Genomic DNA, 23,723 nt, shown 5'->3' on the forward strand with positions numbered 1-23,723 from the left:
GGGATGGCAGGCAAGGTTTATCTCGTGGGAGCAGGTCCGGGCGATGCGCGCCTGATTACGATCAAAGGCAAAGAATGCATTGAAAAAGCGGATGTCGTGGTGTATGACCGATTAGCCAGTCCTCGGCTGCTGCGCTGGATGAAACCCGGAGCAGAGAAGGTCTACGTGGGCAAGCTTCCGGATCGGCATACGATGAAACAGGAACAGATCAATCAACTGCTGGTGGATTATGCTTTGGAAGGCAAGACGGTGGTCCGTTTAAAGGGCGGCGATCCCACGATCTTCGGAAGAGTCGGCGAAGAAGCGGAGCTGTTATATCGTCATGGCATCATGTACGAGATCGTCCCGGGGATCACCTCGGCGATCAGCGTGCCGGCTTATGCAGGAATTCCGGTGACGCATCGCGATCATGCCTCATCCTTATCCATCATTACAGGACATGAAAGCCCCGAGAAGCTGGACCGCATGATTCAATGGGATAAGGTGACCCATGCGACGGGGACTTTGATTTTTATGATGGGCGTGGCGAAGATCGGTTATATCAGCCGTCAGCTGATGAAGCATGGAAGGCCTCCGGAAACGCCGGTGGCTCTAATAAGATGGGGAACCCGGGCGGAGCAGGATACGCTGACGGGAACGCTGGCAGACATCGAGGACAAGGTCAAGGCAGCGGATTTTCAGCCGCCTGCCGTCATCGTCGTTGGCGAGGTGGTGCTTCAGCGGGAGCACTTGAAGTGGGCGGAACGGCTGCCCCTGTTCGGCAAAAGGATTCTGGTCACGAGGGCAAGGAGCCAAGCCAGTTCATTGGTATCCCAAATCGAGGAGCTTGGCGGGGAGCCTTATGAGTTTCCCGTCATTGAAACGGTGATGCCCTCGAAGGGCGAGGTGCTTGCCGGGATTCAAGAAGCGCTGGACAAGCTGGGTACGTATGATTGGGTGTTCTTCACCAGCGTAAACGGCGTCGAGTTTTTCTTCCGCCACCTGAAGGAGCATGGACGCGATATTCGCTCCTTGGCCTCGGCGCGCATCGTTGCGGTAGGTCCCGCAACAGCCGATGCTCTTGGGAATTTCGGTATAACCGCCGAAGTGATCAAGGAGCGTTACCAGGCGGAGGGCCTTATCGATGCTTACGGTCCGGAGCTTCAGCCGGGCCAGCGCGTGCTGCTGCCTCGCGGGGATCTCGCGCGCCGATGGCTGCCGGAGAAGCTTATGGAAATGGGACTGCATGTGACGGAAGCCGTGATATACGAGAACATGCTGTGCGGCGAGGACGATGATGAGCTGCTGAAGCTGCTTCAAGACGGCGGCATTCATGCGGTCACGTTCACCAGTTCTTCTACGGTTACCAATCTGCTGAAAGTGCTGAAGGGGATGGGCGTGGCAGAGCCTGCCGATTTGCTGAAGGAATCGACGATTGCTTGCATCGGACCGCTGACCGCGCAAACCGCGGAGGAAGCCGGACTGCACGTATCGCTCCTCGCCGAGGAAGCTACGGTCGACAGTCTGGTCAAGGCCTTGTGTGTTTGGAACGAGAGCGATCCACGCCGTATAACGACGCCATAATATCCTTATCTTTTAAATACATGATTTAAATTACATCTTATGGAGGTACAACGTCATGAGTTTTCCAATCGTACGCCATCGCCGGTTGCGTCAAAATGCCGGCATTCGCAGCATGGTCCGGGAGACCGTGCTTCATACGGAGGATCTGGTCCAGCCGATCTTCGTGACCTATGGCAGCGGTGTGAAATCCGAAATTTCCTCGATGCCGGGCGTATATCATTTTTCGCTGGATACCCTGAAGGAAGAAGTGGACGAAATCGTAAATCTAGGGATTCCTGCCGTGCTCCTGTTCGGGATTCCTGAGACAAAAGACAGTGTAGGCACGTCCGGTTTCGCGGATGACGGAATCGTCCAAGAGGCCACCCGCCTCATTAAGTCGTGGCATCCCGATCTTCTGGTCATTGCGGACACGTGCCTGTGCGAATTCACCGACCACGGCCACTGCGGCATGGTCCATTCCTTCGAGCGTGACGGTCACACCTGCGGCGACGTATTAAACGACGAGTCGCTGGAGCTGCTCGTTCGCACGGCGGTCTCCCAGGCGAAAGCGGGAGCGGATATCATCGCACCTTCCAATATGATGGACGGCTTTGTCCAAGCCATTCGTACCGGACTCGATGAAGCCGGATTTTATAATGTGCCGATCATGTCGTATTCGGTTAAGTATGCTTCGGCTTTTTACGGTCCATTCCGCGAAGCCGCAGACTCCGCTCCGCAGTTCGGCGACCGCAAAACCTATCAAATGGATCCGGCTAACGTAAGGGAAGCGCTCCGCGAGGCGGAGACGGACGTGCTGGAAGGCGCGGATATGCTGATGGTGAAGCCGGCGATGGCTTACCTCGACGTTGTCCGATTGCTCAGAGACCAGTTTGATCTGCCGATCGTCGCTTACAACGTGAGCGGCGAGTATTCCATGATCAAGGCGGCGGCTCAGCAGGGATGGATCAGCGAGCAGGCGATCGTGATGGAGCTGCTGACGGGAATGAAGCGTGCCGGTGCGGACATTATCATTACGTATTTCTCGAAGGATGCGGCACGCTGGATGCGCGGCTAGCAACGATTAACGACTAAAGAGTTAGGAGTGCATAGAATGAGCCAAGATTTGCGAAAAGAAGAGTTGTCGCGTTCTGCTTTCGAAGAAGCGAAGTTATATATCCCGGGCGGCGTCAACAGTCCGGTACGTGCATTTAAATCTGTAGGACTCACGCCGATTTATATCGATCGCGGAGAAGGCAGCCGGGTATACGACATCGACGGCAACAGCTTTATCGATTATGTAGGTTCCTGGGGACCGCTGATTATGGGCCACGCACACCCTGAAGTCGTTGAAGCGCTTCAGGAGACTGCTGCCAAAGGGACCAGCTTCGGCGCACCAACCCTGCTCGAAACGAAGATGGCGAAGCTCGTGTGCGAGCGCGTGCCGTCGATCGAGGTGGTGCGAATGGTGAATTCCGGCACGGAAGCCACCATGAGTGCCATCCGTCTGGCGCGCGGTTATACCGGACGCAGCAAAATCATCAAATTCGAGGGCTCCTACCACGGACACGCGGACAGCCTTCTGATCAAGGCGGGATCCGGCATAGCGACACTAGGCCTGCCTGACAGCCCGGGCGTGCCTGAAAGCGTGGCGTCCAACACCATTGCGGTTCCTTATAACGACCTGGAATCGGTACAGCTTGCCTTCGAGCGTTTCGGCGAAGAGATCGCGGCCGTCATCGTTGAGCCGGTGGCAGGGAATATGGGCGTGGTTCCGCCGCAACCAGGATTCCTGGAAGGCCTTCGCAAGGTCACTTCCGATTATGGCAGCATCCTTATTTTCGACGAGGTGATGACCGGATTCCGTGTGGACCTCAACTGCGCTCAGGGACGTTACGGCGTTACGCCTGACTTGACATGCCTGGGCAAGGTGATCGGCGGCGGATTGCCGGTCGGCGCATATGGAGGCAAGCGTGAGCTGATGGATCAGATCGCTCCGGCAGGACCGATCTACCAGGCGGGAACGTTAAGCGGAAATCCGCTGGCCATGGCAGCCGGATACACCACCCTGAAGCTGTTGACGCCTGCCGTTTATGAGCAGCTGGAGGAACGGGGGGCCCGCCTTCAGGCAGGATTCGAGCGCAACGCCAAGGAATTCGGCATCCCGCTTACGATCAACCGGATCGGCTCCATGGTATGCCCATTCTTCACGAATTCGCCGGTCGTGAATTTCGATACGGCCAAGACGAGTGACCTGGACCGTTTCCGCCGCTATTTTGCGGCGATGGTGCAAGAGGGAGTCAGCGTGCCTCCTTCCCAATTCGAGGGTATGTTCATCTCGGCGGCCCATACGGTGGAAGATATCGATGCTACCATCGAAGCCAATTACAACGCCTTCAAAAGCCTATGAGCTACGGGGGCAGCTGGAGTAAACGCGGCGAATGGCTCGAGATGACGCCCGGCAAAGTGCTGTTGGGCCAGCCGGATCGGGACGAGGCCGCCGCCAAGTGGCTTCTGGAAACGGTCGGTATGCCCGAGAAGCTGTATCGCAAGCTTCATCATGAGCAGGGGATACAATGGAGAGGGGACCGGCTTCGGCTGGTCCTTTTTCCTTATCGGGAATACGGCATCGAACCGAGGTGGCAGGAGCTTCAGGTGTTGTACGAGGACGATTTCTGCCTGGTCGTGAACAAACCGGCCGGTTTGGCGGTCCATCCCGACAACGAAAGCCGGGAGACAACGCTGAATCATGTCGTGGCCGCCTATTACGAAGCAGAGGGGATTCACGCGGCAGTCCGTCACATCCATCGGCTGGATAAAGATACGACGGGGCCCGTGCTGTATGCCAAGAACGAATATGCGCAGCTGAAGCTTGACGAGGCCATGCGCGAGAAGAAGATCGTTCGAATGTATGCGGCTATCGTTCAAGGGAGGGTATCGCAGGAGCTGAAGCGAATCGATCTGCCGATCGGCAAGGACCGCTATCACGCAAGCCGCCGGAGGGTTTCATTAACGGGGCAGGCCGCGATCACGCATATTCTCTCAGCCGAAGCGTATCCGAAAGCCAGTCTGCTGCACATTCGCCTTGAAACCGGCCGTACGCATCAGATCCGGGTCCATCTAAGCCATATGGGACATCCGCTTCTGGGGGATGTTTTGTACGGGGGACCCGGGACGTTTGCGCGCCAAGCGCTGCATGGCGAACGCCTGTTGTTCCATCATCCATTTACGGGCGAGAGCATTGACGTGCCGGCACCGTGGCCTCAGGATATGATGGAGTTACGAGAACGAATCATAGAGGGAGCGAACCGATAGGGGATGCTGCAGCGGCCCTGAACGCCTGGTAACTTTCCATGCGCAATTCGCAAAAAAGTCATGCTCTCCTGTTTTCGGCATATAGATAAATTGAGTGGCAAAACTTAGGCTCATGCCGTGATGACAGATCACGGATAGTATATGCCAAAAAGGAGGACATTCCCGTGTTTGACCAGTCCTACGGATTGCGGTTCGATATTTACGAGCGTATTAATTTGACGGAAGATTTGCCGGGAATCGAAGAATTGGAAGAGGCGGAGTTGATCCCGCACATTCAGGTGATCAGCCAGCAGGACCAGGCCACGCTTCGGGGCCATCTGCTTCTAGCAGGCCTGTATAAAGGGGATACCGAAGCAGGAGAGACGGAGCCGCTCGAACATTGGATTCCGGTCGAGATCACGGTCCCGCTGAACCGGGTATCGTCATTGGATGACATCGCGGTCGAGATCGAGAATTTTGACGTGGATCTGTTATCCAAGCGCAGCTTGAACATAACGGGGGTTTTATCGCTCAAAGGAATCCAGGCGGCGGCTCCGGGAGCTCGTGACCAAGTATGGACCAATGAGGAATTCACAGTGGTACATGCTCCTGAAGCGAATGATATGTATGCAGGTGGAGAGCAGCAGCAGCAGTTCGCAGCCAATCCGTATGAGCCGTATCAAGGCGTCGGAGCCAACGCTGACGCGAATACGCCTTCACCTTCTTATTTCAGCGAGGCTCAGCCCAGAGTCCAAGAGTTCGAGGCGGATGCGCGCACGCAGCAGTATCTGGCATCTTGGGCGGAATACGAGAACCAAATTCAGGATACGCAGGACTCGGACCGAACGGTAAGCATCTCCAGTACGCCTGAAGCCCAGGATACGGTCGAAAACGCCTTACATAATGAGACGGAATCTCAGTCAGCTGAGCCGTCGACTCCGAATGTATGGCAGTTCGAACGGGCTGCGGCCCAGCCGGAGCCGCAGCAGGAAGAACCCGCAGCCGATTTCCCGGGCGTTACGGAGCGCAAAGGCGAAGAGGCTCAAGCCCTGCCGGTATTGGATTCCCCGGAAACGGAGGAAGCCCAGCCTGTTTTTGCCGAGGAAGCCGAGCCCTTGGAGGAGATAGAGGAGGAGGTTTCCGTTCAAGCCGAAGAGGCTCCGTCCAAACCGGAGCTAAAGGTTGCCTTCAACGCGAAGAACAGCACCGCCAACACCGCTTCGGGCGTAGGCTTCTCCTCATTGCTTCAATCGAGCAGAACGGTTCAGGACCAGGATCAAGCTGCTCGAGACGAGGAAGAGGCCATTGAAGAATCCGTGGATTCCGTTTCGGCCGAGGACGTGGAATGGAAGAGTCTGTTCTTGGGCAACCGCCGCGAGGAAACGCCGTTCCGCAAGGTTCGGATGTGCATTGTTCAGCGTGAGGAGACTCTCGACGTCATTGCCGAGCGCTATCAGCTGACGCCGCGAGAGCTGTTGTTGTATAACCGCATGTCCGAGCAGAATGTGGAAGAAGGCCAGGTATTGTATATTCCCCAGTAATCGGGAAGTCGTCATGGGGCTAGAATGAAGCAGGCCGAGGCAGGCAGCCTTGGCCTGCTTTTTTGTGCTGCGGGGAACCGGTTTGGAGGAGAGGAAGCAGAGCGAGCTTGGATAGTATGTTGCAGCGAACAAGGATTTATTTGAATCGGCAGGTATGATGTCTAAATCGTTCGGAAACACTCGAAATATTGACTATATGGAACAACCACGTTATATTTGAATAGTATATGTACAGGTATTCCAAAAGCTAGAACAACGTTGAACGGGAAGAGTAGGAAGGTATGGCCTTCAGAGAGCGGAATTGCTACCAAGCGCTGTGAGATTCCGCAGGAACCAGCTTGCCGAAGTCGCCCCGGAGTTGCGGACTTGAGATAGAGTAGGATCGATTGCTACCCTGGTTAGAGTTCGCCGGCCGCAGCCGTTATCTGCGTAAAGTGTCGTGCTTGACCGAAAGCCTTTCATGTTCTTCGTGGGAGGACAACGGTGGATGGACCATGTAAGCACGAAACAAAGGTGGTACCGCGAGAGAACAGTCTTTCGTCCTTTGAGGACGAAGGGCTTTTTTTGTTTCACGCCAACTATGATATCCACGAACACGCCCGGAGGCTAAAACGTTTCGGGTTGGCAAAACTGATTAACAGTATCGGAGGTACGAAAATATGGATCAAAAACAAAACCAATCCCAGTTAGAAATGCCGACGACGTATGATCCGAAGGCAGCCGAACAAAAATGGTATCCGTACTGGAAGGAAGGCGGCTTTTTTGAAGCCGGCAAGCGACCGGACGCGGAGCCTTACACGATTGTTATTCCTCCTCCTAACGTTACGGGCATGCTCCATATCGGCCATGCGCTTGACTTTACCCTGCAGGACATCCTGATTCGCGTGAAGCGGATGCAGGGCTACGATGCGCTGTGGCTCCCCGGTTCCGACCATGCTGGCATCGCCACGCAAACCAAGGTAGAGCAGAAGCTTCGCGAAGAAGGCGTTACCCGTTACGATCTGGGACGCGAGAAATTCCTGGAGAAGGTGTGGGAATGGAAGGACCTGTACGCAAACACCATCCGTGATCAATGGTCCAAGATCGGCCTGTCCCTCGATTACTCCAGAGAACGTTTCACGCTCGACGAGGGATTGTCCGAAGCCGTACGGGAAGTATTCGTCAAGCTTTACGATAAAGGGCTCATCTACCGCGGCAAACGCATCATCAACTGGGACCCGGCTGCCCGCACGGCTTTGTCCGATATTGAAGTGGAGTACAAAGAGGTCAACGGCCATTTGTATCACCTGCAATATCCGCTGAAGGACGGCAGCGGCTCCATTACCGTGGCAACCACCCGTCCGGAGACCATGCTCGGCGATACGGCGGTCGCCGTTCATCCGGAAGACGAGCGCTATAAAGACATGATCGGCAAGACATTGGTGCTGCCTATCGTGGGCCGCGAGATTCCGGTTATTGCGGATGAGTACGTGGAGAAGGACTTCGGCAGCGGTGCGGTTAAAATTACGCCGGCGCATGATCCGAACGACTTCGAGATGGGGCTGAGACATGACCTGCCGCAAATTACCGTAATGGATGAATCCGGAACGATGAATGAGTTTGCCGGCAAATACCAGGGCCTTGACCGTGCAGAATGCCGCAAGCAGATCGTCAGCGACATGAAGGAATCGGGCGTATTGCTTCGCATCGAAGACCATGTCCATCAGGTTGGCCATAGCGAAAGATCCGGTGCGGTGGTCGAGCCTTACCTGTCGACGCAGTGGTTCGTTAAGATGCAGCCGCTTGCGGAAGCAGCCGTGGATGCGCAAAAATCCGGCAAGGGCGTGAACTTCGTGCCTGACCGGTTCGAGCGAACCTATCTGCACTGGATGGAGAATGTACGCGATTGGTGCATTTCCCGTCAATTGTGGTGGGGTCACCGGATCCCGGCGTGGTATTCCGAATCCACGGGCGAAGTGGTTGTTGCCATGAATGAAGAGGAAGCCCGCGCGAAGCTGGGCAAGGATGATCTGAGACAGGACGAGGATGTGCTGGATACCTGGTTCAGCTCCGCGCTCTGGCCGTTCTCGACCATGGGCTGGCCGGACCAGGACAGCGAGGATTTCAAACGTTATTATCCGACCAGCGTTCTCGTAACGGGTTACGACATCATCCCGTTCTGGGTGTCGCGGATGATTTTCCAAGGACTTGAATTTACAGGGCAAATGCCGTTTAAGGACACGCTGATCCATGGCCTGGTTCGGGATAGCGAAGGCCGCAAGATGTCCAAGTCGCTGGGCAACGGCATTGACCCGCTCGAGGTTATTGAACAGTATGGCGCAGACGCTATGCGTTATATGATATCGACCGGCAGCACGCCGGGTCAGGATCTTCGATTCCGCTGGGAACGCGTGGAGCAAGCGCGTAACTTCGCTAACAAAATCTGGAATGCGTCGCGGTTTGCGCTCATGAACCTGGAGGGCTTCACGGCGGCGGATATCGACATTTCCGGAGAGCTGGGAACAGCGGACCGGTGGATTTTGCACCGTTTGAACGAAACTTCCCGCGACATTACGCGTCTAATTGATGCCTACGAATTTGGCGAAACCGGTCGACTGCTCTACAATTTCATCTGGGATGATCTGTGTGACTGGTATATCGAATTTGCCAAGCTGTCCCTATATGGCGAGGATCAAGCAGCCAAGAAAAAGACGCAGTCGGTGCTTGCCTATGTGCTGGACCGCACGATGCGCTTGATTCACCCGTTCATGCCGTTCATCTCCGAAGAGATCTGGCAGCATTTGCCGCATGAAGGCGAGACCGTTATGCTGGCTTCTTGGCCGACCTATGATGAGGCGTTTGAGAATACGGAAGCCGTTACCGAAATGAACCTGCTGATGGATGTGATCCGTGCCGTACGTAACATCAGGGCGGAAGTGAACGTGCCGATGAGCAAAAAAGTAGAACTGCAATTGAAACCGGTAAGCGGGCAAATTGCCGGCATTATCGATCGCAATTCCGATTATATTCGCCGCTTCTGCAACACGTCGGAATATGAGTCCTCCCTTGCGCTTGAGGCGCCGGATAAAGCGATGACCGCCGTGGTGACAGGTGTTGAGATGTATCTGCCGCTTGCCGGACTGATCGATATCGCTCAGGAGATCACGCGTCTGGAGAAGGAAATTCAGCACTTGAACAGCGAAGTCGAGCGTGTGGAGAAGAAGCTGAACAATCCTGGTTTCGTATCGAAAGCACCCGAGAAGGTGATTGAGGAAGAACGGGCGAAACTCGCGGATTACTCGGACAAACGAAGCAAAGTGATTGCGCGCATCGAAGAATTGAGAGGCTAATGGGCAAGATGAATCTGGACCAGAAGGTGAGAACGATGGTTGATCAATCGGCAGCTGCAGCGGCAGCTCCGTTCCATACCTATGAGGAAGCGGTAGCTTGGATCAATGGGCTGATTCCGTTTGGGATCCGCCCTGGCATGGATAGAATTCAGCGATTGATGGAGCTGCTCGGCCATCCGGAGCGTCGATTAAAATTTATCCACGTGGCCGGAACGAACGGAAAAGGCTCCACATGCGCTTTTTTAACAAAGGTTCTGCTTCAAGGGGGATTCACGGTAGGCACCTATACGTCCCCCTATATTACGAAGTTTACCAATCGGTTTCAGTATAACGGCGAAGACATACCGGAAGAGACGCTGCTGGAACTCGCGAATCGCTTAGAGCCGCTTGTTGCCGAAATTGCGGGCTCCGGGCTTGGATCGCCCACGATGTTTGAGGTGTCCACGGCTCTTGCGATCCTGTATTACGGCGAGGTGTCTTATCCGGACGTGGTGGTATGGGAGACCGGACTTGGCGGTCGTCTTGACGTGACCAATATCGTTCATCCCATCATTTCGGTGATCACGAACATCGGCATGGACCATACCGACGTTCTGGGAGATACCATTCAGGAGATCGCCATGGAGAAGGCCGGCATCATCAAGCCCGGAGTGCCCGTGGTGAGCACGGTCACTCAGCCTGAGGCTGTCGAAATTCTGAAAGAAACGGCCGCCAAAAACCGTACAAGTCTGTACCTCGTAGACGAGCAATTCTCTTATGAACGGCTGCGCGGGAACGAAGAAAGCCAGACTTTCCGTTTTATGGGACCGTTCCGGGATATGGATTTGGATATTTCGATGCAGGGCGAGCATCAATGCGCCAATGCCGCGGTTGCCATGATGACGCTGGAGGTGCTTCGCCAGTACATGGCCTTTATCGTGGATGAAGAAGAATTGCGTGCCGGGTTTAAGGATACGTTCTGGGCGGGAAGACTGGAGCAAGTGCAGTCCTCCCCGCGGATTGTTCTCGATGGCGCGCACAACCCCGAAGGGGCTGAATCCTTGGCCAAAAGCTTGCCGCAGATCTATAAGTATCGGAAACTGAACTTAATGATGGGAATGCTGGCAAATAAGCATCATGAATCGTATTTGCAGCATATACTGCCAATAGTGGATACGCTTATCCTGACTGAACCGGATTTCCGGAAGAAACTGGACGCCAAGGCGCTTGGTGACATCGTAGAGCAGGTAAGGGAGAAATACGCCAAACATACACTGCAAATCATCATAGAACCAAATTGGAAAAACGCACTTGAAGAGTTGAAGTCACGGACGGAAGCGGAGGATCTTGGGGTGGTGTCGGGCACGTTGTACCTGATTGCCGACGTGCGTTCCAACCTCCTGGGCCTTTCCGATTCTGAAAAAGGTTGGTGATATCTGTTGAATACATCAGAACATGTTCATTTTATAGGAATTGGCGGCTACGGGATGAGCGCCATAGCGCGAGTAATGCTGGAGATGGGTTATAAAGTCACGGGTTCTGACGTGGCATCGCAAGAATTGACAGAAAAGCTGGCGGCCAAGGGCGCCAAAATATACATTGGACATACCGCCGAGCAAGTCCAAGGCGCGGACCTTGTGGTGTACTCCACGGCATTGTCCAAAGACAACGTGGAGCGGGTCGAGGCAGAGAAGCTGAACATTCCTGTCCTTCACCGTGCGCAGATGCTGGCGCGTCTTTTGAACGAACGCAAAGGCGTGGCCGTAGCGGGAGCGCATGGCAAGACAACCACTTCATCCATGATTGCGCTCGTGATGGAAGAATGCGGAGTCGATCCGACATTTATCATCGGCGGGGAAATTATGAACGTGGGCACGAATGCCAAAGCGGGCGAAGGCGAGCATGTGGTAGCCGAAGCCGACGAGAGCGACGGTTCATTCCTGCAATACCATCCATGGCTCGGCGTCGTTCTGAATATCGAAGCCGATCACCTGGAGAATTACGAAGGGGATTTCAATCGTCTCAAGGCCGCCTACGTGCAATTCCTCAGCCAGATCAAGGCTGACGGTACAGCCGTGGTTTGCGCCGACGATAACAACATTCAGGCGATTTTGCCTGACCTGAAATGCAACGTGACCACATACGGCATTCATGCGGATGCGGAGTATACGGCAACCAATCTGGTGCTGGGCGACCGTCACGTCAGCTTCACGATGCTTCATAACGGCATGGAGCTTGGCACCGTCGAGCTGTCCGTACCGGGCAAACATAATGTCTACAACGCCATGGCCACGGTGATATGCTGCTTGAAGAGCGGCATCTCGTTCGAGGCGATTGTAGAGGCCATCGTCAAATTCAACGGGGCTAAGCGCCGCTTCCAGGTGCTTGGCGAAGCTGAAGGCATTCTGGTGATTGACGACTATGCGCATCATCCGACCGAGATCGAGGCGACGATCAGTGCCGCTAAAGCTACGGGCAAACGGATCATTGCCGTATTCCAGCCGCAGCGGTATTCGAGAACCTTCTTCCTGCTGGATGCGTTTAGCCGCGCGTTCGGAGAAGCGGATGAGGTGATCATCACCGATATTTACTCTCCTGCCGGCGAGAAGCAGATCGAGGGCATCAGCTCGGGTAAGCTGGTGGAGCTGATCGTTCAGAACAGCAATGCCGGTGCCCGCTATTTGCCTACGAAGGAAGATGTCCTGAACGATCTCAAAGGTCGCGTAAAAGAAGGCGACCTGGTTCTCACGATGGGAGCGGGCGACATCTGGAAGGTCGGCGCGGCTTTAGCGGAGTTCATTAAGGGCAAGAAATAAAGGTTGCCTGCTTCCTTTGCTGCTTCGCTGCAGCAGGGGACTGCATTGGCTTTGCCTCTTATGAGGGGACAAAGCCAGCATCGATAACGATACGAAGGGCTGATCAAGATCATTTCTTGGTCAGCCCTTTTGTTTTTCGCATACTCATAAGTTGCCAAGCTTGATCATATAGCTAGGTGTAGAAGGACAAGTGAGGTGTATGGATATGAATAAAGCACGGATGACGATACGTTTCGATCACGATCCGCCGAAGGGCAGGAACAAAGACCATGCGCGAGAGGAACACGACGCGAACCAAAACGTTCCGGCGGGCCAAAACCCCCGGGTCTACGACCGCCATTCCGTCTTCGACGAATATGACACAGCGACAGCAAATCGGTTTACCGATACGGACACTTCGTACGAACCTCAGAGGAGCGTTCAGCAGGATCATCTGCGCGTCGTTCCGCCGCTCCGGGAGGAGCGGGATACCCGGGACGTGGACAATCGTGACTGGAGACCATCGCGCAATCATCGGTCCAGGGGACGGCTGGCTGAGGAAAGACGGCGCCTGGACCATGATAACGGCTGGCCGTACGACGATGCCCCTGATGCCCCTGTAGAATCGGATACATACCATCACGTGCACGAGGAGCTCTACGACCTCCATGATGATGCATTTTCCGGGAGAATGACCCCCGAAGCGAACGACCCCCATTGGAATCTCGGGCCCGAGTCGGATCTATATGAGACATCTGCCGGCGATTACGGTTATTATCGCTCACGCAAACCCACCTCCTTCTGGAAGATGGCGGTGTCCGTGACCGCCGCCGTCATCACGGGCCTACTGTTCGGGTACATGGTGCTGTCCATGTTTAACGGCGGCGACGCCGGCGAGAACCCGGCAACGGGGCAGCTCGAGAGCAGTGATCCAGGGAACTTAGCGCCGACCGATCCATCCGGGGGAGCGGGGGCATCACCGACGCCTGATATGACCGAATCGGCTGTTCATATACCGGAGCAAAACTTTTATCTGCTTCAATACGGCGTGTTCAGCACGCCCGAGCGGGCAGCGCAGGCGATCGGGGAACTGCAGCAATCCGGTATTGCCGCCGGCGGCGATCTGGACGAGGAGAACCGCGTGTATGCGGGCATCTCGCCCGACCGCGAGCAAGCGAAGCTGCTCAGCAATCAGCTTAAGGCCGAAGGGGTTGAATTATACGTTAGAGAGATCGCGCTGCCGGGCATAGAGTCAGCGGCATTCGCTGGCGAGGAGCAGACGCTGACGGACTATTTTACGATAAGCGGGGAGCTGGTATCGGAGCTTAGCCAACTATCGGCATCCTTGCTGGGCATGCAGGAGCCCGGCGCAGCGACGTCGGAGCATATGAATACCATCACGAATCTGCATCAGCAATGGATCCAATCGGTCAAGCAGCTGGCCGCAGGCTTGGGTCCGGAGACCGGGGCCGCGCTGCCGGCCATGGAGCAGTCGATGAACAGTTCGATCACGGCGCTCTCCGAATACAACAAAAATCAATCCAAGGGGCATTTGTGGGAGATTCAAACAGGCATGATGAACTATGTCATGGGCCAAAAGAAACTCCTGGATGGCCTATAAATTCAAATTTACGTCAAATCCGGCTTGGAACTGGAAATAGTTCCCCATGCCGGATTTCTGTTTGTATTGCTTATCGATTCACCGTATAATAATTAGGGTGTCAAAAAATGGCGAGGGAAGAGGATGCATGAAGAAAAATAAAGGAATGCTCATCTTGTTTTTGCTGCTGGGGTGGCTGACGGGAACATGGCTTGCCAAGGCGCTTCAACCGGTCAAGGCTCTGTCGTTTCTGACGTCTACTACACCGATCAAGTGGTCGCCTTCAGCTGATTTTGACATTATTCGTTATGACATTAACCTTGAACTTAACTTTTGCCTGCTCAGTCTGCTCGGCATTATTGCTGCCGTCTGGTTATACCGCAGGCTCTAAGACATGACAAAGGAGATTATCCCCCTTGAATGAGAAGAGAAACCGCCGCATTATATTGGCTTCCACCTCTCCTCGGCGTCAGGAATTGATTGCCTCCCTTCGTATCCCATTCGAGATTATGCCAAGTGAAGCTGACGAGGACACACCGCAAGGGTGGTCGCCAGAGCGAATTGTGGAGTCACTGGCGCTGCGCAAAGCGGAAGCGGTTCTCCGAAAGCTGACGGATGATCCCGGAGATGGTATCATTGTGGGAAGCGACACGATTGTGGTCGTAGATGACCATGTCCTCGGGAAGCCGGAGGATCAAACTGATGCTGCAAGGATGTTGTCCATGCTTCAAGGACGGGCACACTTCGTTTACACGGGAGTGGCTTGCATCGACCGGCGTTCCGGTCGGGCCAAGGTATCTCACCGCGTGACGACCGTAAAGATGAAATCGTTAAGTGATGATGCGATCGCGGCTTACGTAAAGAGCGGGGAACCTGCCGACAAAGCAGGCTCGTATGCGATTCAAGGCCTGGGTGCAACCATCGTGGAAGGAATCGAAGGCGACTACTTTAACGTTGTCGGCCTGCCGCTTTCTCTGCTCTCGGACATGCTGTCTGAAATGGGGATGGATGTACTCACCGATTCATAGATATAGAACACGGCATCCGAAGCCAACGGAATCATGGAAGCTTCGGTGACCTGCTGATTTAAATCTTAGAAAAGAGGGGAATATATGGAGTCGCCAACGCTATTGCTGCGCGACATCCCCCATGATGAACGACCAAGAGAGCGCATGATGCAATATGGGGCGAGCGCTTTAAGCCATGCAGAATTGCTGGCGATACTGCTTCGGACCGGTACCCGCCAGGAATCTGCCGTACATATAGCCCAGCGGCTGCTGGGGGAAGCAGGCGGCATCCGGCAGCTCGTTGATCTTAGCATCGAGGAAATTACGCAAATCAAAGGAATTGGAACCGCCAAGGCTGTTCAGCTGAAGGCTGGCATCGAGCTTGGACGGCGCTTGGCCGCATCGAGACATGTAGAGCCGGTTATTATCCGCAGTCCGCATGACGCGGCAGAACTGCTCAGTGAACAGATGCGGTATTTACAGAAAGAGCATTTTGTCTGTGTATTTTTAAATACGAAAAATCATGTCATTGCCCAGGAAACGCTATCGATGGGGAGCCTTAACGCCTCCATCGTTCATCCCCGCGAGGTGTTCAGAGCGGCCATCAAATGCAGCAGTGCATCCCTGGTGTGCGCGCATAACCATCCGAGCGGAGATCCGACGCCCAGCCCGGAGGACATTTCGCTGACTGCACGCTTAGTGGAGGCAGGACAGATTGTCGGGATCGACGTGCTGGATCATCTGATCATCGGGGACGGATCGTTTGTAAGTTTGAAGGAACGGGGCTTGATGTAATATAATAGTTCAGATTGACGAAGAAAGGGAGATACATCATGTTAGGTGGTTTTACGAAAGATTTGGGAATCGATTTGGGGACGGCAAATACGCTGGTTTATGTCCGTGGAAAAGGAATTGTCGTAAGAGAGCCTTCCGTGGTTGCTCTGCGTACAGATACAAAGAGCATTGAAGCCGTCGGGGAATCGGCTAAGAAAATGATTGGACGGACGCCAGGCAACATTCGTGCCATTCGTCCGATGAAAGACGGCGTCATTGCCGATTTTGATACAACGGCTACGATGATTAAATACTTTATTCGTCAAGCGCAGAAGCAGCGTTCCATCTTCCCGCGCCATCCGAACGTGATGGTATGCGTACCTTCCGGCATTACGGCGGTCGAGCAGCGTGCGGTTGAAGATGCGACCAAGCAAGCGGGTGCACGCGAAGCCTACACGATCGAGGAGCCTTTTGCAGCGGCAATCGGTGCAGACTTGCCCGTGTGGGAGCCTACGGGCAGCATGGTCGTAGATATCGGCGGAGGCACGACCGAGGTTGCGGTCATTTCCCTTGGCGGGATTGTAACCAGCCGCTCCGTGCGCGTTGCGGGCGATGAAATGGACGAGTCCATTATTTCTTATATCAAACGCCAATACAACTTGATGATCGGTGAACGCACTTCCGAGCTGCTCAAGATGGAAGTAGGCTCCGCGATGCCGCTGGAGACCGTGGAAACGATGGAAATTCGCGGCCGCGACTTGGTGACGGGTCTGCCGAAGACGATCACGATTACATCGGATGAGATCAGCGAAGCGTTGGCAGACACCATTAATGCCATCGTTGAAGCCGTTAAGGTTACCCTTGAAAAATGTCCTCCGGAGCTTGCTGCGGATATTATGGACCGGGGCATCGTGCTTACGGGAGGCGGCGCATTGCTTCGCAACCTGGACAAGCTGCTTGCCGAAGAGACCGGCATGCCGGTCATCGTTGCGGAGAATCCGCTGGATTGCGTGGCCATTGGCACAGGTAAAGCGCTCGAGAACATTCACTTGTTTAAATCCCGGAGCAGCTCTGCCGTCCGTTCCAAACGGTAGAAACCAAAATAAAAGTGTAAACCCCTAATGTTGGGAGAGAAAACAGTAAGTTAGAGGGTGTTGCAACTGTTTAAGCTGCTAGGCAATAAGCGTTTGTTCATTATGCTCATCGGGCTGGTAGCGTTTATCGCTATTATGGGGTTTACGCTCGGCCCGAGAGCTTCTTTATCTTGGCCTGAAAAATTCGTCAAAGATACGGTCGGTTTTGTGCAAAGTGTGTTTTATAAGCCCGCTGCTTATATAGCGGGTTTCTTTGAAGATGTACGGAATATGAAGGCGATCTATGAAGAGAATGAGGAGCTGCGGAGAGCCGTGGCACAATATTCTCGAGAGAGCGCAAATTACAACACGATGAAAGCAAATTATGAAAAACTTCAAGATTTACAAGGTTTTACAGAAAACCAGAAGAATCGTTATAAATATGAATACCGTACTGCCCAGGTCCTAAGTGTTAATTCGGACCCCAATAACCGGACACTGGTCGTCGATCTGGGCGAGCGCGATGGGGTTCGTCCTAATATGTCGGTCACGACTGTCGACGGCATGGTAGGCATCATCAGCAGCGTGAGCAATTTCACCTCCACCGTGAAACTGCTGACCACGATGGACGCCCAGGATCCGAATCCGCAGCCGATTTCGGTCACGGCCATCGGCAAAGAGGATAAGACATTCGGCGTGGTAGAGAGCTATGATGAGAAGACCAACACGCTGCTCATGACGCGGATTTCGGAAGATGATCCAATCAAGAAAGGCGATAAAATCATTTCATCCGGTGCCGGAGGCGTTATTCCTCAAGGTATGATCATCGGTAAGGTCCTCAGCGTTCAGACCAGCCAATACGGTCAAAGCAGAACGGCTACGATCGAACCGGCGGCCAAGTTTGATGATTGGAAGTATCTGATCATCGTCTTTACGCCTGAGGAGCCGGAATAGTATGGCACGTAAACAGATTCTGGTCCTGCTGCTGTTCGTGCTGTTTATTCTGCAGGGCACGGTGGTTTTCTGGTTAACGCCAAGCTCGCTGCAGCTTCAGATTTATCCTAATTTCGTGTTGGTTTGTTTGTTTTTTGTATCGATTTATTACCATCGCCACACGGGGCTCGTGCTCGGACTCCTATTCGGCATGCTTCACGATATCGTGTATTACGGCGAGATGATTGGCACTTATTCGTTTGCTATGGGCGTATCCGCATATCTGGTGGGGCTTGTCTTCAAGTCCCCGCGGGCGCCGCTGCCCATGATGATGACCATTGTCATTCTGGGAAGCTTGTTGTTTGACAGTACGCTTTTTGGCATATATAAGGTATTTCGACTCAACCCGACTTCTTATAATTGGTCACTGCTTCATCATATGCTTCCCAATCTCCTTGTTCATTTTGCCTTTGCTCTGGCAATTTACGTCCCCTTACGCAAGCAGATTGAGCTGGTAACGAAGAATCAGAGAAGGAAGGCAACCTGAACCCTCTCCAATATGACATTTTACTAGACTAGCAGGAACTTGTAGGTTTGAGCGCGAAATGTATAGGGATGGGAGGGACAGGCTTATGGCTGTAAAATCCAATCATGTGACGATTAAGGGCATCAAAGATGGCCTGGTATTCCTGCTTGACGATCAATGCGAGCTGGAGGAATTGCTTGGCGAGCTCCGCTATAAGCTGGAGCATAGTCATCAGAATATTCTGACCGGACCCATCATTCATGTGGATGTGAAGCTGGGTTCCCGGCAAATTTCCGAAGAAGAGAAGCAGACGATTCTTGACATATTGAAGCAAAAGGGCAACTTGCTGATACGCAATGTGGAATCGCCGCCGCTTGCGTCCGAGCTCGTTCCGGAGGAAAAGCTTGCGCTTAAGACGGGGATGGTGCGTTCCGGACAGGTGCTGCATCATGACGGCGATCTCTTGTTCCTCGGCGATGTGAATCCAGGCGGGACGATTACGTGCACCGGCGACATTTACATATTGGGCGCTCTGCGCGGAACCGCGCACGCCGGTGTAGAGGGCAACGAGGAAGCGATTATAGCGGCTTCGTATTTTGCCCCTACCCAGCTTCGTATCTCCCAGATGATCAGCAGACCGCCGGATGAATGGGAAACGCGGGAAACGGTCATGGAGTTTGCGTATTTGAAGGACGGAAGCATGGAGATCGACAAGATCAGCAACATCTCACGTTTGGGTCGGGATTTTAATGTGTTTAAAGGGGTGTAGAACATGGGAGAGGCAATCGTCGTAACTTCAGGTAAAGGCGGAGTCGGTAAAACGACGACATCGGCGAACATCGGCACAGCTTTGGCACTGCTCGGAAAAAAAGTGTGTCTGGTTGATACGGACATCGGTCTTCGCAATTTGGATGTCGTGATGGGCCTGGAAAACCGGATTATATACGATTTGTGCGACGTTGCGGAAGGGCGATGCCGACTTAACCAGGCGCTGATCAAGGACAAGCGCTTCGATGAGCTGTATATGCTTCCTGCAGCCCAGACCAAGGACAAGAATGCCGTTTCTCCGGAGCAGGTCAAAGATATCGTACTTGAATTGAAAAAGGAATTCGAATACGTCATTATCGATTGTCCGGCCGGAATCGAGCAGGGATTCAAGAATGCCATCGCCGGCGCGGACAAAGCGATTGTCGTCACGACGCCCGAGAATGCGGCCGTAAGGGACGCGGATCGGATTATCGGCCTGCTGGAGAGCTCGCATGTCGAGTCTCCGAAGCTCGTGGTGAACCGGATTCGCCCGAATATGGTGAAATCCGGGGACATGCTCGAAATCGAAGATGTGCTGCAGGTGCTGAATATCGATCTGATCGGTATCGTGCCTGATGATGAAATGGTCATTAAAGCGGCCAACATCGGGGAGCCTACGGTGATGAACCCGGATTCCCAGGCAGCCATCGCCTATAGAAACATCGCCCGGCGTATCCTTGGCGATACCGTTCCGCTGATGCAAATCCATCAGAAAAAAGGAATGTTCACCAAATTCAAAAAGTTTTTTGGAATGGGTTAAGGGTTTCGACCAAGAACCGGTGCCGGGAGGCATCGGTTTTTTTTGTTTTTCACCTTCGGCGGTCTAAGCGGCTTTCGTAGAACCCGTCCGCCTCTTCATTAGGGCTTGTTCTAAATATCTCTCATCTCCTCATAGGATAGAGTAAGAAAACAAGCCCCAAGGGGGAGAGAACAATGGACATCAAAACTTCCGTCAAGAACCGAAGAGAAGCCCGCATTCGCGAACTGCTGGAAAGGGAGCAGTTCACGGCGCAGGACGATAAGCCGTCTTGGACGGCGCTTCCCGATAGAACACCCGCTAATCCCCATAATCCAAAGCCAGGCTTCATCAAGGACAACATAGCGAACCCGTCCCCACGTTACGCAGAGCATGAACCGGATCCCGAGCGGCTTTGGAAGCAAGGGCATCGCGGTTGGTATGATACGCCGGATCCCGGTGCTCCGGGAGAACCGCCCAAAAAAGCTTCGTTCCTGTCGGGCTTGATCCGCCGCGTCGCCGTCAGTGCGCTGGTGTTTGGATTGGCATGGGGCGTATTTTCGTTTCAGCAGCCGTGGGCCCTTCGCGCGCAGGCATTCATCATTGAAGGGCTGAGCCATGAGATGGATTTCCAGGCGGCCCAGGTATGGTACGAGGAGCATTTTGGCAGCGCGCCGTCCTTTATTCCGATTTTTGGACAAACCGACGAGCATTCGACGAAGGTGAATGCCGGGACCTCTTTGGTTCCTCCGCTTTCGGGAAGGGTGGTTCAATCCTTTGCCGTTGATCTGAAAGGCATCGTTCTGGAAGCCGGAGGGGGTTCTTTAGCGGACCGGGCGGTTAAAAGTATAGAGACCGGGCGCGTCCTTGAGGTTAAAGAACATCCTGAGAACGGGATTACGGTACGCATACAGCATACGGGAGAGCGAACGGCGACATACAGCAGGCTGGCGGAAACCGGGCTTAAGGCGAATGACTGGGTCCAAGGCGGAGATATTATCGGGACTTTGGCATCTTCAGGGACAGGCAGCCCGCCCTCCCTTTATTTCGAACTCAAAGAGGGGGATCGTGACGTCGATCCGGCGGAAGTGATTCCGTTTGATTAAGTTTAAGGGAACGGTCTTGTCGCTGCATCCGCTCTTTGTCATTGTCATGCTGGCATCCGTATTCACCGGTCGCTTCCTGGAGTTGCTGACCCTGTTTATTATCGTGTTTATTCATGAATTGGGACATGCCGCCGCCGCGGCAGCGATGGGGTTCAAGGTACGAGCCATTCAGATGCTGCCGTTCGGCGGCGTTGCTGTCATTGAAGACGACGGCAGGATGACTGCGATGAAGGAGATCATCATTGCGCTTGCGGGACCGCTGCAAAATGTCATCATGATCGGCATTACCCTGGCCTGCCAATGGGCGGGGTGGGGTGACGAGCAGCTGCTGTCTTACATCATTCAAGGGAATCTCGTCATCGCGTTGTTTAACCTGCTTCCGATTCTGCCGCTGGACGGCGGCAAAGTGCTGCAGGCCGTCATCAGCCTGCTCGCTCCTTATCATGCCACCTTGCTGTGGGCTTCCCGCGCAGGCATTTTGTGCAGTTTAATTATGATCGGTTACGGATTGCAGCCGTTATTCTCTGGAGACGGCATTCGTTTAAATGTGCTGATGATCGGCCTTTTCCTGGCGTATTCCAATTTCGAAGACTATCGGAACGTCCATTACCGGTTTTTAAGATTTTTGGTCAATCGGAGCGAGGTTTATGAACGGAATTTGGACGGACTCGGTCCTGCCCAGCCAATCGTTGCAGATTCTTCGAAACCTTTGGATGATATCATGCGTCTATTTAAACGAGAGAAGTATCATTTGATTTATGTCATGAGCGGACGCGGCAGCCTGCTTGCCGTTGTTCCGGAGCAGCATGTGATCTCTTCTTATTTTGCATCAACTGGTCCGCCCTGGTATGCGTAAATCGTAAACATCATGAGGAAGACGGGGGGCGGGCCAAGATTCTTTATCCATTCATGTCATCAGAGATTGTGTTAGGATAAAACAATAGAATATCGTCTTCCATTTGAGAGGTGAAGCCATGAGGCAAATGATAGTTCATTGTGAACATGAGACCATTCAGATGGCCCTCATCGAAGATGGGAGGTTAGCCGAATTCGCCGTTGAGCGGAGTCGTGAGCAAAGTGTTGTCGGAAGCTTTTATAAAGGCAGGGTCGTGAACGTGCTGCCGGGGATGCAGGCGGCTTTTGTAGATATCGGGCTGAAAAAGAACGCGTTTTTATATATCGATGATGTGCTCCATCCGCATTTAGAGAAGCAGCCCAAGCAGAAGCCTTCGATCTCGCAGCTGCTGACGGCGGGGCAGGAATTGATCGTGCAGGTCATGAAGGAACCCAGAGGCAGCAAGGGAGCGAGGGTGACGACGCATTTTTCGCTTCCGGGCAGATGCATGGTGTATATGCCGACTGCGGACTATGTTGCCGTCTCCAAGAAAATCGGACGCGATGCGGAAAGGGCCCGGCTGAAGAGCATCGGCGAGCAGCTTCGCACAGATGAAGAGGGAATCATCATCCGAACGGTGTCGGAGGACGAGCCCCTGGAATTCATAAAGGGAGATCTGGAGTATCTGCGAAAAGAGTGGGCCCGGATTCTCGACAAGGCGGAATCTGCGCCCGTTCCGGCGCTGCTGCATCGCGATTTAGGCCTGCTGCAGCGGTTTCTGCGCGATGCCTTTGATCCGCTGCATGACGAGCTTGTGATCGACAGCAAGCAGAAAGGCGAGGAAACCAAGAGTTATTTGAAGGAAACCGTTCCGGGAATGGAGCCTAAGGTTACATATTACTCGGAAGGAGGCCCGATTTTTCAAGCGTACGGGTTGGACGAGCAGATGAGAGCCAGCTTCGCAAGGAAAATCACGCTTCCCGAGGGCGTGACCATCGTCGTAGACCAAACCGAAGCCATGACGATCATCGACGTGAACACAGCCAAATATATCGGCGGGGATAATTTCGAGGAAACGGTACTGAAGACGAATCTTCTGGCTGCGCAGCAGATCGCAAGGATTCTTCGCCTCTGGGATATCGGGGGCATTATTATCGTGGATTTCATCGATATGGATCATGAAGAGCACCGGCAGCAGGTGGTTTCTGTCATGGAGGCCGTTATGCGCAAAGACCGCACGAAGAGCTTTGTGGTCGGTTGGACCAAGCTGGGACTGCTGGAAATGACCCGCAAAAAAGCCCGGGAAAGCTCTTCTCTCCCCTTTGCCAAGCCTTGCGGAACCTGCGGAGGCCGGGGCGTGGTTATCGAAGAATGATGTTGACGGTGAACGGGGAATATGATATTATCATTGGGTATGTGTCTAGTGATAGGTTGCTGCACATGCTGTAACCGCTCCGGTTGGGTTCACAAGAACGTTCCTTTTGGGACGGACACCTTTATACCAGGCGAGTCTGAGACATAGGGAGGTGCAAGCAAATGTACGCTATTATCGAAACAGGCGGTAAACAATACAAAGTTCAAGAGGGCGACGTATTGTTCATCGAGAAGCTGACTGCAGGTGACGGCGAGAGCGTGACTTTCGACCGTGTACTGGCCGTTTCCAAAGAGGACGGATTGGTAGCAGGAACTCCGGTTGTTTCCGGTGCGACTGTAACTGCAAAGGTAGAGAAGCACGGTAAAGGCCGTAAGGTCGTTGTATACAAATATAAGCCGAAGAAGAACTACCACAAGAAGCAAGGTCATCGTCAACCTTACACTAAAGTAACCATCGAGAAAATCCAAGCGTAAG

21 protein-coding genes and 1 other annotated feature are annotated in these 23,723 nt (G+C 53.7%); all 21 genes read left to right on the forward strand.

Annotation, left to right across the window (positions count from 1 at the left end):
- Window positions 1-3: 3 nt before the first annotated feature.
- The 21 genes from cobA to rplU all read left to right on the forward strand — a co-directional run bounded on the left by cobA (window position 4) and on the right by rplU (window position 23,722).
- Entirely contained in the window at window positions 4-1,563 is a 1,560-nt protein-coding gene (gene cobA / locus P0X86_RS08170) for a uroporphyrinogen-III C-methyltransferase (RefSeq protein ID WP_213580559.1), read from the forward strand.
- Between the two features lie 55 nt (window positions 1,564-1,618).
- Window positions 1,619-2,617, forward strand: coding sequence for a porphobilinogen synthase (hemB, locus tag P0X86_RS08175; RefSeq protein WP_213580560.1), 999 nt, complete (start codon window positions 1,619-1,621; stop codon window positions 2,615-2,617).
- Between the two features lie 36 nt (window positions 2,618-2,653).
- Window positions 2,654-3,949, forward strand: a complete 1,296-nt coding sequence (gene hemL, locus P0X86_RS08180) for a glutamate-1-semialdehyde 2,1-aminomutase (RefSeq protein WP_192569331.1) — start codon at window positions 2,654-2,656, stop codon at window positions 3,947-3,949.
- Window positions 3,946-4,854 carry an RluA family pseudouridine synthase gene (locus tag P0X86_RS08185; protein ID WP_277748299.1) on the forward strand — a complete coding sequence of 303 codons (909 nt, stop codon included), beginning with the start codon at window positions 3,946-3,948 and terminating at the stop codon, window positions 4,852-4,854. The genes hemL and P0X86_RS08185 overlap by 4 nt, the downstream gene beginning before the upstream one ends.
- A gap of 164 nt (window positions 4,855-5,018) precedes the next feature.
- A complete protein-coding gene (locus P0X86_RS08190; protein ID WP_277748300.1) occupies window positions 5,019-6,374 on the forward strand; it encodes a LysM peptidoglycan-binding domain-containing protein in 1,356 nt (451 codons plus the stop codon).
- 249 nt (window positions 6,375-6,623) lie between these two features.
- Window positions 6,624-6,922: a binding site (T-box leader), on the forward strand.
- A gap of 111 nt (window positions 6,923-7,033) precedes the next feature.
- The gene (locus P0X86_RS08195; protein ID WP_096775402.1) at window positions 7,034-9,703 is read left to right on the forward strand and encodes a valine--tRNA ligase; all 2,670 of its coding nucleotides are present in this window, start codon (window positions 7,034-7,036) and stop codon (window positions 9,701-9,703) included.
- Window positions 9,704-9,711: 8 nt separating this feature from the next.
- The gene (locus tag P0X86_RS08200) at window positions 9,712-11,115 is read left to right on the forward strand and encodes a bifunctional folylpolyglutamate synthase/dihydrofolate synthase (protein ID WP_481858293.1); all 1,404 of its coding nucleotides are present in this window, start codon (window positions 9,712-9,714) and stop codon (window positions 11,113-11,115) included.
- A 6-nt stretch (window positions 11,116-11,121) separates the two neighbouring features.
- Window positions 11,122-12,498, forward strand: a complete 1,377-nt coding sequence (gene murC / locus P0X86_RS08205; protein ID WP_036662695.1) for a UDP-N-acetylmuramate--L-alanine ligase — start codon at window positions 11,122-11,124, stop codon at window positions 12,496-12,498.
- Window positions 12,499-12,703: 205 nt separating this feature from the next.
- Entirely contained in the window at window positions 12,704-14,098 is a 1,395-nt protein-coding gene (locus P0X86_RS08210; protein WP_277748301.1) for an SPOR domain-containing protein, read from the forward strand.
- 127 nt (window positions 14,099-14,225) lie between these two features.
- Window positions 14,226-14,468 (forward strand): DUF4321 domain-containing protein, encoded by a 243-nt coding sequence (locus tag P0X86_RS08215; RefSeq protein ID WP_009594010.1) that lies wholly within the window; start codon window positions 14,226-14,228, stop codon window positions 14,466-14,468.
- A gap of 25 nt (window positions 14,469-14,493) precedes the next feature.
- On the forward strand, window positions 14,494-15,105 hold the full coding sequence (locus tag P0X86_RS08220; RefSeq protein ID WP_192569327.1) for a Maf family protein: 612 nt from the start codon (window positions 14,494-14,496) through the stop codon (window positions 15,103-15,105).
- A gap of 84 nt (window positions 15,106-15,189) precedes the next feature.
- Window positions 15,190-15,879, forward strand: coding sequence for a RadC family protein (gene radC, locus P0X86_RS08225; RefSeq protein WP_009593994.1), 690 nt, complete (start codon window positions 15,190-15,192; stop codon window positions 15,877-15,879).
- 38 nt (window positions 15,880-15,917) lie between these two features.
- Complete coding sequence (locus P0X86_RS08230; protein ID WP_009593998.1) at window positions 15,918-16,952, forward strand: rod shape-determining protein; 1,035 nt, start codon at window positions 15,918-15,920, stop codon at window positions 16,950-16,952.
- A gap of 57 nt (window positions 16,953-17,009) precedes the next feature.
- Window positions 17,010-17,885 carry a rod shape-determining protein MreC gene (gene mreC, locus P0X86_RS08235; protein WP_277748302.1) on the forward strand — a complete coding sequence of 292 codons (876 nt, stop codon included), beginning with the start codon at window positions 17,010-17,012 and terminating at the stop codon, window positions 17,883-17,885.
- A gap of 1 nt (window position 17,886) precedes the next feature.
- The gene (gene mreD / locus P0X86_RS08240) at window positions 17,887-18,411 is read left to right on the forward strand and encodes a rod shape-determining protein MreD (RefSeq protein WP_096775407.1); all 525 of its coding nucleotides are present in this window, start codon (window positions 17,887-17,889) and stop codon (window positions 18,409-18,411) included.
- A gap of 85 nt (window positions 18,412-18,496) precedes the next feature.
- The gene (locus P0X86_RS08245) at window positions 18,497-19,159 is read left to right on the forward strand and encodes a septum site-determining protein MinC (protein ID WP_015734015.1); all 663 of its coding nucleotides are present in this window, start codon (window positions 18,497-18,499) and stop codon (window positions 19,157-19,159) included.
- A gap of 3 nt (window positions 19,160-19,162) precedes the next feature.
- The gene (minD, locus tag P0X86_RS08250) at window positions 19,163-19,957 is read left to right on the forward strand and encodes a septum site-determining protein MinD (protein WP_009594006.1); all 795 of its coding nucleotides are present in this window, start codon (window positions 19,163-19,165) and stop codon (window positions 19,955-19,957) included.
- Between the two features lie 173 nt (window positions 19,958-20,130).
- Window positions 20,131-21,039, forward strand: a complete 909-nt coding sequence (locus P0X86_RS08255) for a M23 family metallopeptidase (protein WP_277748303.1) — start codon at window positions 20,131-20,133, stop codon at window positions 21,037-21,039.
- Window positions 21,032-21,895, forward strand: coding sequence for a M50 family metallopeptidase (locus tag P0X86_RS08260; protein WP_192569324.1), 864 nt, complete (start codon window positions 21,032-21,034; stop codon window positions 21,893-21,895). Before P0X86_RS08255 ends, P0X86_RS08260 begins: the two co-directional genes overlap by 8 nt.
- Window positions 21,896-22,013: 118 nt before the next feature.
- Complete coding sequence (locus P0X86_RS08265) at window positions 22,014-23,249, forward strand: Rne/Rng family ribonuclease (protein WP_277748304.1); 1,236 nt, start codon at window positions 22,014-22,016, stop codon at window positions 23,247-23,249.
- Window positions 23,250-23,410: 161 nt separating this feature from the next.
- On the forward strand, window positions 23,411-23,722 hold the full coding sequence (gene rplU / locus P0X86_RS08270; protein WP_006208810.1) for a 50S ribosomal protein L21: 312 nt from the start codon (window positions 23,411-23,413) through the stop codon (window positions 23,720-23,722).
- Window position 23,723 lies beyond the last annotated feature (1 nt).

The organism is Paenibacillus sp. BR1-192 (assembly GCF_029542445.1).
In the GTDB taxonomy this organism is placed as follows: domain Bacteria; phylum Bacillota; class Bacilli; order Paenibacillales; family Paenibacillaceae; genus Paenibacillus_AQ; species Paenibacillus_AQ lautus_A.

Coding starts and splice junctions, on each gene's coding strand:
- cobA (WP_213580559.1), top strand. CDS start 4: ATGGCAGGCAAGGTTTATCTCGTGGGAGCAGGTCCGGGCGATGCGCGC.
- hemB (WP_213580560.1), top strand. CDS start 1,619: ATGAGTTTTCCAATCGTACGCCATCGCCGGTTGCGTCAAAATGCCGGC.
- hemL (WP_192569331.1), top strand. CDS start 2,654: ATGAGCCAAGATTTGCGAAAAGAAGAGTTGTCGCGTTCTGCTTTCGAA.
- P0X86_RS08185 (WP_277748299.1), top strand. CDS start 3,946: ATGAGCTACGGGGGCAGCTGGAGTAAACGCGGCGAATGGCTCGAGATG.
- P0X86_RS08195 (WP_096775402.1), top strand. CDS start 7,034: ATGGATCAAAAACAAAACCAATCCCAGTTAGAAATGCCGACGACGTAT.
- P0X86_RS08200 (WP_481858293.1), top strand. CDS start 9,712: ATGAATCTGGACCAGAAGGTGAGAACGATGGTTGATCAATCGGCAGCT.
- P0X86_RS08210 (WP_277748301.1), top strand. CDS start 12,704: ATGAATAAAGCACGGATGACGATACGTTTCGATCACGATCCGCCGAAG.
- P0X86_RS08215 (WP_009594010.1), top strand. CDS start 14,226: ATGAAGAAAAATAAAGGAATGCTCATCTTGTTTTTGCTGCTGGGGTGG.
- radC (WP_009593994.1), top strand. CDS start 15,190: ATGGAGTCGCCAACGCTATTGCTGCGCGACATCCCCCATGATGAACGA.
- P0X86_RS08230 (WP_009593998.1), top strand. CDS start 15,918: ATGTTAGGTGGTTTTACGAAAGATTTGGGAATCGATTTGGGGACGGCA.
- mreD (WP_096775407.1), top strand. CDS start 17,887: ATGGCACGTAAACAGATTCTGGTCCTGCTGCTGTTCGTGCTGTTTATT.
- P0X86_RS08245 (WP_015734015.1), top strand. CDS start 18,497: ATGGCTGTAAAATCCAATCATGTGACGATTAAGGGCATCAAAGATGGC.
- minD (WP_009594006.1), top strand. CDS start 19,163: ATGGGAGAGGCAATCGTCGTAACTTCAGGTAAAGGCGGAGTCGGTAAA.
- P0X86_RS08255 (WP_277748303.1), top strand. CDS start 20,131: ATGGACATCAAAACTTCCGTCAAGAACCGAAGAGAAGCCCGCATTCGC.
- P0X86_RS08265 (WP_277748304.1), top strand. CDS start 22,014: ATGAGGCAAATGATAGTTCATTGTGAACATGAGACCATTCAGATGGCC.
- rplU (WP_006208810.1), top strand. CDS start 23,411: ATGTACGCTATTATCGAAACAGGCGGTAAACAATACAAAGTTCAAGAG.